Origin of the sequence: Kosakonia sp. H7A (assembly GCF_003028445.1) — a bacterium.
GTDB lineage: Bacteria > Pseudomonadota > Gammaproteobacteria > Enterobacterales > Enterobacteriaceae > Kosakonia > Kosakonia radicincitans.
On record NZ_PYTZ01000012.1, the window covers coordinates 47,297 to 63,760 of the forward strand.

Genomic DNA, 16,464 nt, shown 5'->3' on the forward strand with positions numbered 1-16,464 from the left:
AGATAGACGTAGCATCACCGATTAGAAAAACGGGTACCAGTTCTTGCGTATACTGGTATTGGCACTACCATGCTGGAGAGTGTGATGACGCTGATAAGCGATCGAATGATGGATGTGACCATCCAGGATGAAAACCGCAAACAGCTCGGCGCATTTTTACGCGCCCGCCGGGAGAGTCTCGATCCGCAGCGTCTGGGGCTGCCGCGCAGTGGTCGGCGGCGCACGCCGGGGCTGCGGCGTGAAGAAGTGGCGCTGCTGGCTGATGTTGGCGTCACTTGGTATACCTGGCTGGAGCAGGGACGGGATGTGAACCCTTCGTCAGCGGTTTTACAGGCCATTGCCAGCGCGTTGCAGTGTTCTCCCACTGAAACGCGGCACCTGTTTTTACTCGCCGGATTAGCGCCTGCCGAAACGCTGAATGTGCCGCAATGCGAGGGAATTAGTGAGGGCACACGCCGTCTGCTGGATAGCCTGCTGCCGCAACCGGCCAGTATTCAGAAACCTAATTTTGATATTGTGGCGTGGAATGTCGCTTTTGAACGCCTGATGGGGATTAAATTCGGTGAAATCCCCGAAGATGAGCGTAATTGCATCTACCTTTATCTCACGCATCCGCAGTGGCGCAACCGTCTTGGCAGCGATGACAGCATATTGCAGACATTTGTGGCCTATTTTCGTGCGGCGATGGCGGAGCACCGTGGCGATCCGTTATGGGAAGCGAAGCTGGCGCGTTTTTGCGCGGCATCGACCGAATTTGCCACGCTGTGGCGGAAATATCTGGATGTGCGCGGCGTGGAAAACAAGCTGAAGCTGTTTACCCATCCGCAACTGGGAGAGTTTACCTTACAGCAAATGTACTGGTACTCAGCGCCGCGTAACGGTTCGCGGCTGCTGGTTTATCTGCCGGTGGATGCAGCGGGCGAGCGGGCGCTTAACTGGCTGGCTGAGAACGCGTAGGGCGCAGGCGCTGCTGCTGTTTACGCGAAAGGCCATCCACCACCCGATCCCACGACGCCTGAATCAGCGAGGCAAGCAGCGATTCGTCGATCTCTTCCCCCGCATAGACGGAAATCCAGTGCTTTTTGTTCATGTGATATCCCGGTTCAATACTGGGGTAGATTTGCTGGTTGAGCAGGGCGGTTTGCGGCTCTGCTTTCAGGTTTACCATTGGCCTGCCATGGGCGGTGGCAGTCAGCATAAAAATTTTGCCACACACTTTGAACACATCATATTCCGGGCCAAACGGCCAACAGTGCTCGGTAAACGGCATCTCAAGCGCAATACGGTGCGCGCAGGTCTGCAATGTTTTACTGTCCATCTATCCCCTCAGCTGTCAGTGCGCGCCACATCGCTTCAAAACCGAGGCGTTTGATCTCTTTGGCGCGGGAGGGATCGCGGCTGGCAAAGGTAATGGTGGTATCCGCCAGCGTCAGGAAAATGGCATCGCCAAAAGGCGCGAATTCGCCGTCGAGAAAAATCGGCAATACCGAGCGGTGGCAGAGCTCGTGCAGCTCCGGAAAGATATCGGTAACCTGCTGGCGGGTTTCCGGGCGCAGTTTTTCGCTGACGGAAATTTGCCGCACCGCACAGTGGCCGTTGGGATGACGAATTCCCCAGTCGATATAGCTGTCCCAGACCGAATGCGTATGCACTTTCGGATCGTTGATGGAGCGATCGAGATTCTCCAGCATGGTGCCGCACAAGTCAGTTTTCAGATGCAGGTAAAGTGCATTCAGCAGGTCGTCTTTGGTGGCGAAGTAGCGAAACAGCGTCCCTTCCGCAACTCCCGCATTGCGGGCTATTAAGGCGGTGGAAGCGGCGATCCCGGACTGCGCGATGGCTTCGGTTGCTGCTTCCAGTAACGCTTGCTTTTTGTCTTCACTCTTTGGACGAGCCACTACATTTTTCCTCACACGTTATAAAAACCACGATTGAAACATGCCCACCAGGAGGCTGCAACGTCGAATGTCAAAGAAAGAAAATGATCTTGACGGTTTGCTGTTGCTTTCTATAATGAGTGCTTACTCACTCATAATCAAGTTTAGTTCATATCGTCTCTACGGACTGGAGCGATTTCTTCGGGTCAGGATATGAAGCGTCTCATTTTCAGCGTGGTCATGGTTATGCTCGTTGCGTCCGCCGCCAGTTTACCCTTTGTTTTAAATGCAGGATTTGGCAAAGCGCCGCAAGGCGAACAGCTTACGGAAGTTGAAAAATCACCCCATTACCGTGACGGCAAATTTCAAAATACGCTGCCGACGCCAGGTTTTACCGGCAAGAAAAATATGCTGGCCGCGTGGTGGGATTTTCTGGTCACCAAACGGGAAAATGTCCGTCCTCAGCAACCGCTGCCAATGGTGCAAACGGATCTCGCCAGCCTGCCTGTGGAACAGGACACGCTGGTATGGATGGGGCACTCTTCGTGGTACCTGCAACTGGCGGGCAAACGCATCCTGATCGATCCAGTGCTGAGCGACTACGCCGCGCCGTTTTCATTTCTCAATAAAGCGTTTGCCGGGAATGAGGCATGGACAGCGCAGAGCCTGCCGGAGATCGATCTGCTGATCATTTCTCACGATCACTATGACCATCTGGATTACGCCACCATCAAAGCGCTGATGCCGAAAATCAAACGGGTCGTGACGCCGCTGGGCGTCGGTTCGCACCTGCGTTACTGGGGCATGAATCCGCAGATTATTCATGAAGCGGACTGGCAGCAGAAGGTGGCGATCGGCGATGAACTGACGGTACATGTGCTGCCGGCGCGCCATTTTTCCGGGCGCGGCCTGAAACGTAACCAGACGCTGTGGGCCAGTTTTATGTTCGTCACCGACCAGCGTAAGGTCTATTACAGCGGCGATACCGGCTATGGCCCGCATTTTAAAGCCATCGGCGAGCAGTTTGGCCCGGTGGACATCGCCATCATGGAAAACGGTCAGTATGACGAAGACTGGAAGTACATCCACATGATGCCGGAACAGGCCGCGCAGGCGGCGGAAGAGATTAATGCACGCGCGGTTCTGCCGGGCCACGCGGGGCGTTTTGTGTTGGCAAAACACACATGGGACGATCCGTACAAACGGCTGGCGGCAGCAAGTCGGGGCAAAAGTTTTCGTTTACTAACACCGATGCTGGGCGAACCGGTTCTTGCGGCTAACGATGCGCAGGAATTCCGTGCCTGGTGGGAATAAACCCGTTTATTAATCGAAGAGCAGAGGGGGAGCGCAGTATGACTATTTCCGCTCAGGTTATCGACACTATCGTCGAGTGGATCGACGACAATCTCCATCAACCGTTACGTATTGATGATATTGCAGCGCACGCGGGCTATTCCAAATGGCACCTGCAACGCCTCTTCATGCAGTACAAAGGGGAGAGTCTTGGACGTTATATTCGTGAGCGTAAACTGGCGCTTGCTGCGCAGGATTTACGCAATACCGATCAGAAGGTTTACGATATCTGCCTGAAGTACGGCTTTGATTCGCAACAAACCTTCACACGTACCTTTACCCGCACGTTTAATCAGCCGCCGGGTGCGTATCGTCGGGAAAATCACCTACATACGCATTAAACGCACAAACTAAAAACCGGCCATCAAGGCCGGTTTTTTTACTCATCGATCGTCTGCGTTATACCGAGACGCTGTAAGAACCCACAGATCCCTTCACGGGCGAGTAATACCGCCAACAGCTTCTGTTCTTCGGGCGTCATGTTCTGTAAAACTTTGACAATCTCCCGCAGCGAACTATTTTCACTCGCATAGGATGGTGCCGGCTCTGCGATAGAGTAAGGAGAATGGCGCTGGCGCATGGAAGGCGTTTTCATCACGAAATTCCGCACTTCTTTGGTGATGTGAATCAGCCTTGCCCGACCACCTTTGATACCGGGGAGCGCTTCCGTTTGCCAGCCTTGTTCACGGATCCAGCGATTAACGGTTTGTCTGGCAACACCGAGAAAATCGGCTAGCTCTTCAGTCGTCATTTTGTTAGCGAGTTTCATCATTTTATTTCTGATTGCGGATGCCAAGACGTTGCAATAACCCGGTTATGCCGTCACGTAAGAGTAGAGAGGTGAGCTGCTTTTGCTCGGCGTCGGTCATCTCTTTCGCCAACGAAATAAGCAAAGCTTCAAGTGAGTTGTTGCTGATAGTACGCATCGCAGGGGCTGGCTCTTCGCTACGCTGTGCGCTGCGAATAAAGGCGCGGACTTGCTCATTCACATGCACCAGCCGGGCTTTTCCTCCTTGCACTCCGGGTTTTGGCGAGGTGATCCAGCCTTCTTTGCGCACCCATTTATTGATGGTTTGCCGGCTGTACCCGGTAAGACTGGCTAACTCTTCTGGTGTCATTCGTTCCTTGAGCATGTAATTTCCCGAATGGTTGTAAGGGTAATTAATGGCTTATGTTATAGCACCATTTTACGGGAAAATGTGACACGTTTAACTACTGACTGCGAGGAGCTACGCAATGTCCTTAATTTGCATGCTTTTTCAGCGATTGGTTGACGCGGTACGATTTTGCCGTTGACACCTGGCAAGGGAATTCATATTATGCCGCCCGTCAACACGACACGCTTTACGCAATGGGGCTATAGCTCAGCTGGGAGAGCGCTTGCATGGCATGCAAGAGGTCAGCGGTTCGATCCCGCTTAGCTCCACCAAATTCCGAACCCAACGGAGTTGGTGCGTAAAGACAAATTGTGGGGCTATAGCTCAGCTGGGAGAGCGCTTGCATGGCATGCAAGAGGTCAGCGGTTCGATCCCGCTTAGCTCCACCATAATTTCAAACCCTCGCGTTTACGCGGGGGTTTTTGCTTTTCTGGCTTCCAATTTGTCAATTTATTACAGCAAAAACTGGAAAAGTAGTAGTCCGGTAAAGCCGCAGTAATGAAAGCTATTCGACGGTCTGATAACTTGATTCATGTAATGAATAAACCTATTATTCTGGCTATTCTATTCTTCTGCCGGGATCATTTAATTAACTTTGATGACATATGAAAAATACAGTTGTATAAGAAAATTTCTGCTCGCGTTAATTTTATGCCTGGTAGCGCTTTCTGTTTCTCGTTTTATTTCACCGCGCGCAGTTGTCGATTCCTCTACGCTATTTCTGGCATGGCTACCATTAAGCGTAATGCTGGCGATTATTTTTTTATTCGGCCGTCATGGAATAATTCCAATAATCATTAGCTTTGCCGTAGTGAATGAGAGCACATTTCATCTCCCGTATACGGAAGCGGCGGTATTGTTATTCTGCCAGTTATTCCCGGTATTTGCAGTCTGCGCTATTGTGCGCTGGCGGCTTGGCGCGCGCTGGCGTCACGGTATGCCAAATAGAGACATAGCGGTACGCGTGGTGTGGATGGGATTTGTTGCGCCTGTTGGCATTAAGGCGTCAATGTATATTGCCGGAGCCTGGTTTAACTATCCGATTAATATCTCGAATTTTTTCGGTTCCGGAGCAATCATTTTCTCCATAATTGATATACAAAGTCTGATTTGCGCAGCGCTCATTTTTACCATGATTATCTATTATCCGTTACGGATGATAATCAATCCGCGTTTTGCCCGAACATTCTGGTATCGCAATCGTCAGCCTTTTTTATCAGCTAAAAACCGATTATTTATGCTGGGCTGGCTGGGGGCGTTAGTTACGACCGTTATTATATTGTGCTCACCTTTTAAAACCGACTATATTGCCGGATATTTAGTACCGATTATTTTCATCCTTTTTACGCTGGGGATCAGCAGGTTAAGTTATTCATTTATTACACTTAGCTGGTCTGTTTCGGCGTTTATGCTGCTGGCTTATAACAATAACTTCCTGCAGGGGGTAAATTCCGACTACTCGCTGGCGTTTGTCATGTCAGTGTTGATCAGCTTTACCATTTGCATGTTGTATATGACGCAGGTTTTTCACCGCAATGAGTGGCTGAAAAGACGCTGGCAGTTACAGGCAATGAGCGATCCGCTGACCGGTCTGCCAAATCTTCGCGCGCTGGAAAAACAGATGGAACAACAGCCCAACGGCGTGGTGTGTTGTCTGCACATGAAGAATATGGAGTTTCTCAGCAAGCATTTCGGCATGATGATGCGGGTGCATGTGAAGCGCTGCGTTACCCGGCAGCTACAATCCCTGTTGCAGGAAGGCGAGCGTTTTTTCCAGTTGCCAGGCTGTGAACTGTTGCTGCTGTTAAACGGGCCGGAAACGGCGGCACGCTTACAGCATATGACCGATTATCTGAACAGTCGTCGCATCTTCTGGAACAACGTCGGCCTTGATATCGAATTTGGCGCCTCCTGGGGGGAGCTGCACGCGTACGGCGAAGCGCTGCATCAGACGCTGGGGCAATTGAGCTGGCTGGCAGAGGAGGCCAGCGTCGGGCATCAGGTACTGGCTCTTACCAACAGTTTACAGGCGGTAGCTGACCAGACGACGGACCGTGTTTTGCTGCTTAATAAGGTTAAACGCGCGCTGGATGAAAATGGCATTCAGCTTTATGGCCAGCCGATTGTTGATGCGCAAGGGAAGGGATATCAGGAAATTCTCACCCGGCTTATCAGCGAGGGTGAAATCATTACGCCGGATCAATTTATCCCGGTTATCGCGCAGTTCAACCTGGGAACACGCTTCGATATGCTGGTGGTTGAACGCCTGTTGCAATGGATGCAGCAGCATCCGCAAAACAACCAGTCTGCGCGTTTTTCAGTGAATCTGATGCCAATGACGCTGATGCAAAAAGCGTTTGCTCCGCAATTTCTGGCACTGTTTGAGCGCTATGCGATAGCGCCGCAGGCGGTGATTATTGAGATCACCGAAGAGCAGGCTTTTTCTAACTCTGAGGTGAGCATTCTTAACATCCTGCAATTGCGCCAGGCGGGATTCAAAATTGCTATTGACGATTTCGGTACCGGTTATGCCAACTTTGAGCGCCTGAAACGGCTACAAGCGGATATCATCAAAATCGATGGCTGTTTCGTACGGGATATTCTTCAGGATCAGCAAGATGTGATGATTGTGAAAGCCATTTGCGAGTTGGCGAAAGCGAAATCGCTTACCGTTGTGGCAGAGTATGTGGAAAACGAAGCGCAACGCGAACTGCTGCTGGAAGCGGGAGTGGATTATCTGCAAGGATATTTGTTTGGCAAGCCGCAACCGCTGGCTGATGGCGAATAAAAAACCGGGGAATTCCCCGGTTTTTTTGTCGCTTGTGTCGCTATCAGATCACCAGCGCGGCGATGGCGGCAGAGAGCACGCTGACCAGCGTCGAGCCGTACACCAGCTTCAGACCAAAGCGGGAAACGACGTTGCCTTGCTCTTCATTCAGGCCTTTGATCGCGCCAGCGATAATGCCGATAGAGGAGAAGTTTGCGAAGGAAACAAGGAACACTGACAGGATGCCTTCAGAGCGCGGGGAGAGGTTAGCTGCGATTTTTTGCAGATCCATCATTGCCACGAATTCGTTAGACACCAGTTTGGTTGCCATGATGCTGGCTACCTGCAATGCTTCGTGCGCCGGCACACCCAGAACCCAGGCGATCGGATAGAAGATGTAACCGAGAATGCCCTGGAAGGAGATGCCGAAAATAGCAGCAAACAGCGCGTTCAGGCCGGAGATCAGCGCGATAAAGCCGATCAACATTGCCGCCACGATAATCGCCACTTTAAAGCCCGCCAGAATGTATTCACCCAGCATTTCGAAGAAGCTCTGACCTTCGTGCAGTTTTGCCATCTGCAGGTTTTCTTCGCTCTCTTCAATACGGTACGGGTTGATCAGCGACAGAACAATAAAGGTGCTGAACATGTTCAGTACCAGCGCCGCCACCACATATTTCGGCTGGAGCATGGTCATGTACGCGCCGACGATGGACATGGAAACCGTAGACATTGCTGTCGCGGCCATGGTGTACATGCGGTTGCGTGACATTTTGCCGAGGATATCTTTATAGGCGATAAAGTTTTCGGACTGACCCAGAATCAGGGAACTGACGGCGTTAAAGGACTCCAGTTTGCCCATGCCGTTAACTTTGGAAAGCACCGTCCCGATGGCGCGAATAATGATTGGCAGCACACGAATGTGTTGCAGAATACCGATCAATGCAGAAATAAAGACGATCGGGCACAGCACTTTCAGGAAGAAGAACGCCAGGCCTTCGTCATTCATTTTACCGAAGACGAAGTTAGTACCTTCGTTAGCAAAACCGAGCAGTTTTTCAAACATTTCGGAGAAGCCTTTTACGAAGCCAAGGCCAATGTCAGAGTTCAGGAAGAACCAGGCCAGTAAAACTTCAATCACCAGCAGTTGAATAACAAAACGAATGCGGACCTTCTTGCGATCGCTGCTGAAGAGCAGGGCAAGCAGCGCCACAACAGCAAGCGCCAGTACAAAGTGCAGAACGCGGGACATATTTGCTCCAAATATGAGACGGGTAGAAATTTCGTGCACATTCTATGTAACAAGCGGAAAGAAAACGAGATCAAACACACACTATATTGATGTCCTGTGACCAGACTCAAAAATAGTGATCAAACATACATTTCTGTTATGTTAAGTAAAGGAGTGAAAAGTTACGTTGAAATGCTACACTCTTAACATAATTCGACGATGGTTCCTGCTACCGCCGTCACCATCCTTGAGATCCGGCCCTTCTATCGTTTCTGGCTATCAGAGAAATCAGGTAAATCCACTTTAAATGAACTTGATAATCATTCTCATTTTGCTAACATGAAACATAGCAAAGGCTATATTTAGGGGCAATAAATGAACAATAGTCGCGTTGAGAATAGCAGTGGGCGTGCAGCGCGCAAGTTAAAGCTGGCGTTAATGGGGCCTGCGTTTATTGCCGCGATTGGCTACATCGATCCGGGAAATTTCGCCACCAATATCCAGGCAGGGGCCAGCTTTGGCTACCAGTTGCTGTGGGTTGTCGTGTGGGCCAACGTTATGGCGATGTTGATCCAGTTGCTGTCTGCCAAACTCGGTATCGCCACCGGAAAAAATCTCGCTGAGCAGATCCGCGATCACTATCCGCGTCCGCTGGTGTGGTTTTACTGGATTCAGGCGGAAATCATCGCCATGGCGACCGATCTGGCTGAATTTATTGGCGCTGCGATTGGCTTCAAATTGATCCTTGGCGTTTCACTTCTGCAAGGCGCAGTACTCACTGGTATTGCGACATTCCTTATTTTGATGCTGCAACGTCGCGGGCAAAAACCGCTTGAGAAAGTCATTGGCGGGCTGTTGTTGTTTGTGGCGGCGGCATACATTGTTGAGCTGGTCTTTTCGCAGCCGAAGCTGGCGCAACTGGCGCAAGGCATTATCATCCCCAGTTTGCCGGGAACGGATGCCGTGTTCCTTGCCGCTGGTGTGCTTGGTGCAACCATCATGCCACACGTGATTTACCTGCATTCGTCGCTGACGCAGCATCTGCATCAGGGCACGCAGCACGAGCGCTACTCTGCGACAAAATGGGACGTGGGCATTGCCATGACCATTGCCGGCTTTGTTAACCTGGCGATGATGGCGACGGCAGCGGCGGCGTTTCATTTCAACGGACATACCGGCGTGGCCGATCTCGATCAGGCTTATCTGACGCTGGAACCGCTTTTAAGCCATGCTGCGGCAACCATTTTTGGTCTGAGCCTGGTGGCGGCTGGTCTCTCTTCCACCGTGGTGGGGACGCTGGCGGGACAGGTGGTGATGCAGGGATTTGTCCGCTTTCACATTCCGCTGTGGGTGCGCCGCAGCATTACCATGATGCCGTCGTTTATCGTGATCTGGCTGGGGCTTGATCCGACCCGCATTCTGGTGATGAGCCAGGTGCTGTTGAGCTTCGGCATCGCACTGGCACTGGTGCCGTTACTGGTCTTTACCAGCGACCGTAAATTGATGGGCGGGCTGGTAAACAGCGCGCTGGTAAACCGCATAGGCTGGTTAATTGTGGTGCTGGTGGTGAGCTTGAATGGCTGGCTGCTGGTCGGAACACTTGCAGATTTATAATGAAAATGCCCGCAGCCGTTTGGCGTTGCGGGCAGGGTGTTGAATGCCGGTTAGCAGAGCGCTTCCGGCACGAAAATTAGTGGTGATGGCCGCGCCCTGGGCCGCGATGATCATCACGGTCACGCCAGCCTTCACGATAGCCGCGCTCGTAAGCATCGTGTTTATCCCAGCCGCGATGCCAACCGCGATCGTGTCTGTACCAGCGATTACCGCGCCATTCATAGTGGCGGCCCCAGTAGTCCCGGTCACGCCAGCGTCCGCCGTCCCAGTAGTTACCATAGTTATCGCGATCGCCAATTTGTAATTTAATCGACGGCAACAGGGTGATTTCGCCAGCATTAGCGACCAGCGGCGCTGAAGCCATTAACACTGCTGCCAGAATCAGTGACCTGAACATACTCTTCTCCTCACGATCGGGCCGAAACGGCCTGTTACAACAATTTTACGGGGCGGCAATACCCCGTATTATTGGCGGAACTCTTAAATCGTGAATGGCAGCACTTTTTGCTAAAAATGTATTTATTTTGTACCGTTCAGAATCCCATCGATCTTAGCACGTTCATCCGCAGTGAAGTGACGGTTTTCCAGCATGCCAACCGCATCGTCAAGCTGGCTTATCTTGCTGGCACCAATCAGCACTGACGTCACCTTATCATCCCGCAGTACCCATGCCAGCGCCATCTGCGACAGCTTCTGACCACGCCGTTGCGCCAACGCATTCAACGCGCGCACGATGTCCAGTTTTTGTGTGGTGAGCTGCTCCGGATTCAGAAAACGGCTGCCGCTGGCAGCGCGCGAATCCGCTGGGATCCCCTGCAAATAGCGGTCGGTTAGCTGGCCGCCAGCCAGCGGAGAGAAGGCAATGCTGCCCACCCCTTTTTCCTGCAGCACGTCCAGCAATCCGTCTTCAACCCAGCGCTCAAACATCGAATATTTGGGCTGATGGATCAGGCAAGGTGTTCCCAGATCATTAAGAATATCAATTGCTTCCCGCGCCTGTGCTGCCGGGTAGTTAGACAGGCCGACATACAGCGCTTTGCCCTGGCGCACAATATGATCTAGCGCGCGCATCGTCTCTTTCAGCGGTGTTTCCGGGTCCGGGCGGTGATGGTAGAAAATATCCACATACTCAAGCCCCATCCGATGCAGGCTTTGATCGAGGCTGGCAATCAAATACTTGCGGGAACCCCAGTCGCCATACGGGCCATCCCACATGGTGTAACCGGCTTTAGTGGAGATAATCAGTTCATCCCGCAGGGAGTGAAAATCCTCATGCAGTATGCAACCAAAATTGCGTTCAGCCGATCCCGGCGGTGGTCCATAGTTATTGGCAAGGTCAAAGTGCGTAATACCGAGATTGAAAGCGTGCCGCAATAACTGACGGCTGTTTTCCAGCAGCGTGGTATCACCAAAATTGTGCCACAGCCCAAGGGAAATGGCCGGAAGCTTTAATCCGCTGTCGCCGCAGCGACGATAAGCCATGTTTTGATAACGCCCAGGATCTGCCTGATAAGCCATGCCGTACTCCTTTATGTCTTTATTACGTGAGTGTATACGTTTACACAAACTGGCCTTCCTGAGCGTACACCGGGTTGTGTCGTAAAGCTTACTTTCCACCTGAAATATGACCTCTAACCTGGATTCTCATCACACTTCTTTAATACTCAGATCAATGTTAGAGGTCAGGGATCAACGACATGCAAAGTGATTACTCAATTGCCGACTACTTACTCGACAGGCTTGCTGGCTGCGGTATCCACCACCTTTTTGGCGTGCCGGGCGACTATAACCTGCAATTTCTCGATCATGTGATTCAACACCCGGCTGTGCAGTGGGTGGGTTGTGCAAATGAACTTAATGCCGCCTATGCCGCTGATGGTTATGGGCGTTGTCGGGGAGCGAGTGCGTTATTAACCACCTTCGGCGTGGGCGAACTGAGCGCAATCAACGGCGTTGCTGGCAGCTATGCCGAATATGTTCCGCTATTACATATCGTTGGTGCGCCCTGTAGCGGCGTACAGCAACGGGGTGAATTGTTGCACCACACGCTTGGCGACGGCGATTTCCACCATTTTTACCGGATGAGTGAGTCGGTCACCGCCGCACGCGCCATTTTAACAGTGCAAAATGCCTGCTATGAGATCGATCGTGTGCTCGAAGTGATGCTGACACAGTCCCGTCCAGGCTATCTGATGCTGCCTGCTGATGTGGCGAAAATGCCTGCCATTCCGCCTGTAAACGCTCTCAAAATTTCCCCGTTCCCGGTAAACGAAGCGTGCCTGAATGCCTTTCGTCAGCATGCGCAGGCGATGTTATCAGCCGGTTCCTGCGTGGCGTTGTTGGCCGACTTTCTCGCCCGCCGTTTTGGTGTTCATAAAATGCTGCAATGCTGGATGAAAGATTCACCGCTGCCGCATGCCACACTGCTAATGGGGAAAGGGTTATTTGATGAAACGCAACCCGGTTTTGTTGGCACCTACAGCGGCGCGGCCAGCCCGGCGCCAGTGCGAGAGGCGATAGAGGGTGCGGATACGCTAATCTGCATCGGTACACGTTTTACCGATACGCTGACCGCCGGGTTTACCCAGCGACTTGCGCAGGAGCGTACCATTGAAATCCAGCCGTTTGCCGCCCGCGTCGGCAATGTGTGGTTTAGCGGTATTCCGATGCGGGAGGCGATAAATGCATTGATTCCCCTCGTGCGTGCCAGAGCGCATTCCGTAGCAAATCATCGCCCGTCGCAGGTTGCTCATGCCCCGGTTCATCAGGGGACACTTAATCAGGAGACATTCTGGCAGACCGTACAGGAATTTATTCGTCCTGATGACATTTTGCTGGCGGATCAGGGCACGGCGGCGTTTGGCGCAGCCTCCCTGCGTCTGCCTGCCGGAGCGGATCTGCTGGTACAGCCGCTATGGGGATCAATTGGTTTTTGCCTGCCCGCCGCGTTTGGCACGCAAACCGCCTGCCCGGAACGCCGGGTGGTGTTGATCACTGGCGATGGCGCGGCGCAACTGACGATTCAGGAACTGGGATCGATGCTGCGTGACGGGCAACGGCCGATCATTTTACTGCTCAACAATGATGGCTATACGGTCGAACGCGCTATTCACGGCGCAAAACAGCGCTATAACGACATTGCCCGCTGGAACTGGACCCATCTTCCCCATGCTTTAAGCGTGGACTGCCAGGCAGAATGTTGGCGCGTGAGTGAAACCGTGCAATTGGCGGAAGCGCTGAAAGCGGCGGCGCATCACCACCGCCTTGCGTTGATAGAAGTGATGCTGCCAAAAAACGATCTGCCGGATCTGCTACGGGAAGTCACCCACGCGCTCGAAGAGCGCAACAGCTAAGCGTTATTGATCGCGCCGGGGAACAATCATCATCGGTTTCCCGGCAAGCAGCAGCCAGGCGGGAAGGATCACGATGCACAACAGCGGCAGCAACGTGGTATCCGGCACCACCACGGCGGCAAGAAACAGGCTCAGCCAGCCATCGCGCGTTACCACCAGCACCATACCGAGCACCGCGCAAGAAACCGTCACGGCGGCGGGTACGGCATCGACATGCTCATGCAGCATCAGCCCGAGTGCCACACCGACAAACACCGCCGGAAAAATACGCCCGCCGCGAAAACCGCAAGCGGCAGCAACCACCAGTGCAGCCAGTTTTACCACCGCAAACAGCAGGTAATCCGTCACCGTTAGCGTCTGGGCGAAGGCCAGTTGTTGCATCTCGTCCAGCCCCTTAAACAGCGTGACCGGGCCACCAATGATCCCCAACAGGCCAAGCAGGAAGCCGCCAACGCCAAGAACCATCACCGGGTTATGCAGCTTGTGCATCAACCGGTGCAGGCGCGGCAGGCACCAGACGGCAACCATACCCAGCGCGATGGCAAAAACAGTGACCACCGCGCCGCTGATGATATCGACGATATGCAACTGGGGATAATGGGGGATTGGCAGGGCAAAATGGGGCAGGGAGAACAAGCTGGTGGTCAGCGCGCCAGCCGCGGCGGCCATCAGCGGCGCGAATAAACGGTCCCACAGCGGCACGTCATTGCTGGCGGTCAGGGTTTGTGAAAATACTAGCGCTGCCGCTACCGGCGTACCGAACAGCGCGCCAAGGGTGCCCGCCGACGCGAGGATGGTCCAGTCCAGCGGCGCTACGCGCGGGAAGATGCGTGTGCCCAGCGCCACCGCGAGCGCAATATTTAGCACCATTACCGGATGTTCCGGCCCAAGGCTAACGCCACCCGCCAGCCCGAGGATCAGCGCCAGCACCAGGCCGGGCAATGCTTTGAGGGACACTGGCGCATTGATCAGCGGGACGGTCACCGGATCCGGACCACCGTGTTCGCGACTGAAACGGATCACCAGACCAACGGCGATCCCGGTTAGCGTCAGTATCGATAAGATCCAGCCTGGCGAATCGGGCGCAATGCCCAGTTGCCACGGAATGCCGCTCCACAAAACGGCTTGCAGCAGCGAAGCGATCTTCATTACCAGTTGCAGCACAAGGCTGGAGGCCACGCCGATAGTCAACGCAGGCAGGGCCAGCAGTAACAGTGTTCTGGCTCGCGGATGAAGCATACATAGGTCCTTGTAAAGACGTCGGGGCGACGCAGAACAATCTGGCGGCAGCCCGCGGGTTAATCTGTGACGTAGATCGATTATCCTGGGGCACTCGTGTTATCGTCGTTGTTGTTACAGCGCCTTGAATTTACAGTGTGCCAAAGATTTATTCTGACTTTAGCGGAGCCGTAAAAGAATGACAAAGTATGCTTTAGTGGGAGACGTGGGCGGTACCAACGCGCGCTTAGCGTTGTGCGATGTCGACAGTGGTGATATCTCCCGGGCCAAAACTTATTCCGGCCTCGATTACCCGAGCCTGGAAGCCGTAGTGCGCGTTTATCTTGAAGAACATGACGTCAGCGTGGAAGACGGCTGCATCGCTATTGCTTGTCCGATTACCGGCGACTGGGTGGCGATGACGAATCACACATGGGCTTTCTCGATTGCGGAAATGAAGAAAAACCTCGGCTTTGCGCATCTGGAAATTATTAATGATTTTACCGCCGTATCAATGGCGATCCCGATGCTGAAAAAAGATCACCTGATCCAGTTTGGCGGCGGTGAGGCGGTGGAAGGCAAGCCGATCGCTGTTTACGGCGCTGGTACGGGTCTTGGCGTTGCGCATCTGGTGCATGTCGATAAACGCTGGGTGAGTCTGCCGGGCGAAGGCGGTCACGTCGATTTCGCACCGAACAGTGAAGAAGAGGGGATTATCCTCGAAGAATTGCGGGCGGAAATCGGCCATGTCTCCGCCGAACGTGTACTCTCTGGTCCTGGGCTGGTCAATCTTTACCGGGCGATTGTGAAATCTGACGGTCGTTTACCGGAGAATCTGCAACCCAAAGATGTTACCGAACGAGCGCTGGCGGACAGTTGCATTGACTGCCGCCGCGCATTGTCGTTGTTCTGCGTCATTATGGGGCGTTTTGGCGGTAACCTGGCGCTGAATCTCGGTACATTCGGCGGGGTGTATATCGCGGGCGGGATCGTGCCTCGCTTCCTTGATTTCTTTACCGCCTCCGGTTTCCGTGGCGGCTTTGAAGATAAAGGGCGTTTCAAGTCCTATGTGCAGGACATTCCGGTCTATCTCATTGTGCACGATAACCCCGGCCTGCTCGGCTCTGGCGCACATCTGCGCCAGACGCTGGGTCATTTCCTTTAAAGATTCATTAGCTGCCTGAATTCTTTAACTTTGCTGCGGCTGACGGGCACCTGAAAATCCAGGTCCCGCAGCCGCAAGATATAGGTGTTGTTGAACCACGGTTCGATCTCGCGAATTTTATCCAGATTCACGCAGTACGAGCGGTGGCAGCGAAAGAAATGCGCCGTTGGCAGCTTGCTGCAAAACTCAGTGATATTCATCGGCATCACGTACGATTCCCGCTTCGTATAGACGAAGGTCATTTTTTCATGCGCTTCCGCATAATAAATATCGTTAATGTTGGTAACGATAATGCGTTCGTCTTTCACCAGATTAATCGTGGCATTTTCCCGCGATTGCGGGCTGCTGGCGGTACCCGATTGCTGCTGCCAGGCCGCTTCCAGCTTCCGCAGCATGCTGATTATTCGCGACTCCTGGTACGGCTTCAGAATGTAGTCAAACGCTTCCAGTTCGAAGGCTTCGACTGCATGCTCTTTCCACGCAGTAATAAACACAATAAAGGGTTTATGTGCGAACTGGCTGATGTTTTGCGCCAGCAATACGCCATCCAGCGACGGAATATTGATATCCAGAAAAATGGCATCAACCTTGTTGTGCTGTAAATATTTCAGCACATCAAGGCCATCGTCAAAGGTACCGACGATCTCCATCTGGCTGTGCTCTTTTATCAGCCAGCTCAACTCCTGTTGCGCCAGGAATTCATCTTCAACAATGATGACCTTCATCGAC

16 protein-coding genes and 2 tRNA genes are annotated in these 16,464 nt (G+C 52.9%); 9 read left to right on the forward strand and 9 right to left on the reverse strand.

What is annotated here, in order from left to right; translation table 11 throughout:
* Positions 1-84 precede the first annotated feature (84 nt).
* Positions 85-957 (forward strand): helix-turn-helix transcriptional regulator, encoded by an 873-nt coding sequence (locus CWM66_RS25345; RefSeq protein ID WP_072440012.1) that lies wholly within the window; start codon positions 85-87, stop codon positions 955-957.
* Here CWM66_RS25345 and CWM66_RS25350 read toward each other — a convergent pair.
* The gene (locus CWM66_RS25350; RefSeq protein WP_107147552.1) at positions 932-1,318 is read right to left on the reverse strand and encodes an MmcQ/YjbR family DNA-binding protein; all 387 of its coding nucleotides are present in this window, start codon (positions 1,316-1,318) and stop codon (positions 932-934) included. The two genes, CWM66_RS25345 and CWM66_RS25350, sit on opposite strands and share 26 nt — an antisense overlap.
* Positions 1,308-1,898: a TetR/AcrR family transcriptional regulator gene (locus CWM66_RS25355; protein ID WP_007370974.1), complete on the reverse strand. Its 591-nt coding sequence runs from the start codon at positions 1,896-1,898 to the stop codon at positions 1,308-1,310. Before CWM66_RS25355 ends, CWM66_RS25350 begins: the two co-directional genes overlap by 11 nt.
* Positions 1,899-2,090: 192 nt before the next feature.
* Between CWM66_RS25355 and CWM66_RS25360 the strand changes: the two genes are divergently transcribed.
* Positions 2,091-3,191: an MBL fold metallo-hydrolase gene (locus CWM66_RS25360; protein ID WP_079517599.1), complete on the forward strand. Its 1,101-nt coding sequence runs from the start codon at positions 2,091-2,093 to the stop codon at positions 3,189-3,191.
* A 38-nt stretch (positions 3,192-3,229) separates the two neighbouring features.
* Positions 3,230-3,571 carry a RamA family antibiotic efflux transcriptional regulator gene (locus tag CWM66_RS25365; RefSeq protein WP_107147554.1) on the forward strand — a complete coding sequence of 114 codons (342 nt, stop codon included), beginning with the start codon at positions 3,230-3,232 and terminating at the stop codon, positions 3,569-3,571.
* Between the two features lie 38 nt (positions 3,572-3,609).
* Here CWM66_RS25365 and CWM66_RS25370 read toward each other — a convergent pair whose 3' ends face one another.
* Both CWM66_RS25370 and CWM66_RS25375 read right to left on the reverse strand, forming a co-directional pair.
* Positions 3,610-4,002, reverse strand: coding sequence for a YfeC-like transcriptional regulator (locus CWM66_RS25370; protein WP_007370977.1), 393 nt, complete (start codon positions 4,000-4,002; stop codon positions 3,610-3,612).
* Position 4,003: 1 nt separating this feature from the next.
* Positions 4,004-4,363 carry a YfeC-like transcriptional regulator gene (locus CWM66_RS25375; RefSeq protein ID WP_035889037.1) on the reverse strand — a complete coding sequence of 120 codons (360 nt, stop codon included), beginning with the start codon at positions 4,361-4,363 and terminating at the stop codon, positions 4,004-4,006.
* Between the two features lie 220 nt (positions 4,364-4,583).
* Between CWM66_RS25375 and CWM66_RS25380 the strand changes: the two genes are divergently transcribed.
* From CWM66_RS25380 to CWM66_RS25390, 3 genes are all read left to right on the forward strand, one after another.
* Positions 4,584-4,659: transfer RNA gene (locus tag CWM66_RS25380), tRNA-Ala, on the forward strand.
* Between the two features lie 41 nt (positions 4,660-4,700).
* Positions 4,701-4,776, forward strand: a tRNA-Ala gene (locus CWM66_RS25385).
* Positions 4,777-4,985: 209 nt separating this feature from the next.
* Entirely contained in the window at positions 4,986-7,175 is a 2,190-nt protein-coding gene (locus CWM66_RS25390) for an EAL domain-containing protein (RefSeq protein WP_035889038.1), read from the forward strand.
* Positions 7,176-7,218: 43 nt separating this feature from the next.
* On the opposite strand, the gene CWM66_RS25395 is transcribed toward CWM66_RS25390, so the two are convergent.
* The gene (locus CWM66_RS25395; RefSeq protein ID WP_107147556.1) at positions 7,219-8,406 is read right to left on the reverse strand and encodes a NupC/NupG family nucleoside CNT transporter; all 1,188 of its coding nucleotides are present in this window, start codon (positions 8,404-8,406) and stop codon (positions 7,219-7,221) included.
* A 354-nt stretch (positions 8,407-8,760) separates the two neighbouring features.
* Between CWM66_RS25395 and CWM66_RS25400 the strand changes: the two genes are divergently transcribed.
* Positions 8,761-9,999, forward strand: coding sequence for an Nramp family divalent metal transporter (locus CWM66_RS25400; RefSeq protein WP_007370982.1), 1,239 nt, complete (start codon positions 8,761-8,763; stop codon positions 9,997-9,999).
* Between the two features lie 76 nt (positions 10,000-10,075).
* Here CWM66_RS25400 and ypeC read toward each other — a convergent pair whose 3' ends face one another.
* Complete coding sequence (gene ypeC, locus CWM66_RS25405; protein ID WP_007370984.1) at positions 10,076-10,396, reverse strand: DUF2502 domain-containing protein YpeC; 321 nt, start codon at positions 10,394-10,396, stop codon at positions 10,076-10,078.
* A gap of 122 nt (positions 10,397-10,518) precedes the next feature.
* On the reverse strand, positions 10,519-11,517 hold the full coding sequence (gene mgrA, locus CWM66_RS25410) for an L-glyceraldehyde 3-phosphate reductase (RefSeq protein ID WP_035889040.1): 999 nt from the start codon (positions 11,515-11,517) through the stop codon (positions 10,519-10,521).
* Positions 11,518-11,696: 179 nt separating this feature from the next.
* Between mgrA and CWM66_RS25415 the strand changes: the two genes are divergently transcribed.
* Positions 11,697-13,352, forward strand: coding sequence for an alpha-keto acid decarboxylase family protein (locus tag CWM66_RS25415; protein WP_107147558.1), 1,656 nt, complete (start codon positions 11,697-11,699; stop codon positions 13,350-13,352).
* Positions 13,353-13,355: 3 nt separating this feature from the next.
* On the opposite strand, the gene CWM66_RS25420 is transcribed toward CWM66_RS25415, so the two are convergent.
* On the reverse strand, positions 13,356-14,591 hold the full coding sequence (locus CWM66_RS25420) for an ion channel protein (protein WP_107147560.1): 1,236 nt from the start codon (positions 14,589-14,591) through the stop codon (positions 13,356-13,358).
* 178 nt (positions 14,592-14,769) lie between these two features.
* Between CWM66_RS25420 and glk the strand changes: the two genes are divergently transcribed.
* Positions 14,770-15,735 carry a glucokinase gene (gene glk / locus CWM66_RS25425; protein WP_007370988.1) on the forward strand — a complete coding sequence of 322 codons (966 nt, stop codon included), beginning with the start codon at positions 14,770-14,772 and terminating at the stop codon, positions 15,733-15,735.
* Here glk and CWM66_RS25430 read toward each other — a convergent pair.
* Positions 15,732-16,460: a LytTR family DNA-binding domain-containing protein gene (locus tag CWM66_RS25430; protein WP_107147562.1), complete on the reverse strand. Its 729-nt coding sequence runs from the start codon at positions 16,458-16,460 to the stop codon at positions 15,732-15,734. The genes glk and CWM66_RS25430 overlap by 4 nt on opposite strands.
* Positions 16,461-16,464 lie beyond the last annotated feature (4 nt).

Excerpts from the sequence above, each read along its gene's own strand:
- CWM66_RS25390 (WP_035889038.1), top strand. The coding sequence starts at position 4,986 with ATGACATATGAAAAATACAGTTGTATAAGAAAATTTCTGCTCGCGTTA.
- CWM66_RS25360 (WP_079517599.1), top strand. The coding sequence starts at position 2,091 with ATGAAGCGTCTCATTTTCAGCGTGGTCATGGTTATGCTCGTTGCGTCC.
- CWM66_RS25375 (WP_035889037.1), bottom strand. The coding sequence starts at position 4,363 with ATGCTCAAGGAACGAATGACACCAGAAGAGTTAGCCAGTCTTACCGGG.
- CWM66_RS25400 (WP_007370982.1), top strand. The coding sequence starts at position 8,761 with ATGAACAATAGTCGCGTTGAGAATAGCAGTGGGCGTGCAGCGCGCAAG.
- ypeC (WP_007370984.1), bottom strand. The coding sequence starts at position 10,396 with ATGTTCAGGTCACTGATTCTGGCAGCAGTGTTAATGGCTTCAGCGCCG.
- CWM66_RS25345 (WP_072440012.1), top strand. The coding sequence starts at position 85 with ATGACGCTGATAAGCGATCGAATGATGGATGTGACCATCCAGGATGAA.
- CWM66_RS25365 (WP_107147554.1), top strand. The coding sequence starts at position 3,230 with ATGACTATTTCCGCTCAGGTTATCGACACTATCGTCGAGTGGATCGAC.
- CWM66_RS25370 (WP_007370977.1), bottom strand. The coding sequence starts at position 4,002 with ATGATGAAACTCGCTAACAAAATGACGACTGAAGAGCTAGCCGATTTT.
- mgrA (WP_035889040.1), bottom strand. The coding sequence starts at position 11,517 with ATGGCTTATCAGGCAGATCCTGGGCGTTATCAAAACATGGCTTATCGT.
- CWM66_RS25415 (WP_107147558.1), top strand. The coding sequence starts at position 11,697 with ATGCAAAGTGATTACTCAATTGCCGACTACTTACTCGACAGGCTTGCT.
- CWM66_RS25420 (WP_107147560.1), bottom strand. The coding sequence starts at position 14,591 with ATGCTTCATCCGCGAGCCAGAACACTGTTACTGCTGGCCCTGCCTGCG.
- CWM66_RS25350 (WP_107147552.1), bottom strand. The coding sequence starts at position 1,318 with ATGGACAGTAAAACATTGCAGACCTGCGCGCACCGTATTGCGCTTGAG.
- glk (WP_007370988.1), top strand. The coding sequence starts at position 14,770 with ATGACAAAGTATGCTTTAGTGGGAGACGTGGGCGGTACCAACGCGCGC.
- CWM66_RS25430 (WP_107147562.1), bottom strand. The coding sequence starts at position 16,460 with ATGAAGGTCATCATTGTTGAAGATGAATTCCTGGCGCAACAGGAGTTG.
- CWM66_RS25395 (WP_107147556.1), bottom strand. The coding sequence starts at position 8,406 with ATGTCCCGCGTTCTGCACTTTGTACTGGCGCTTGCTGTTGTGGCGCTG.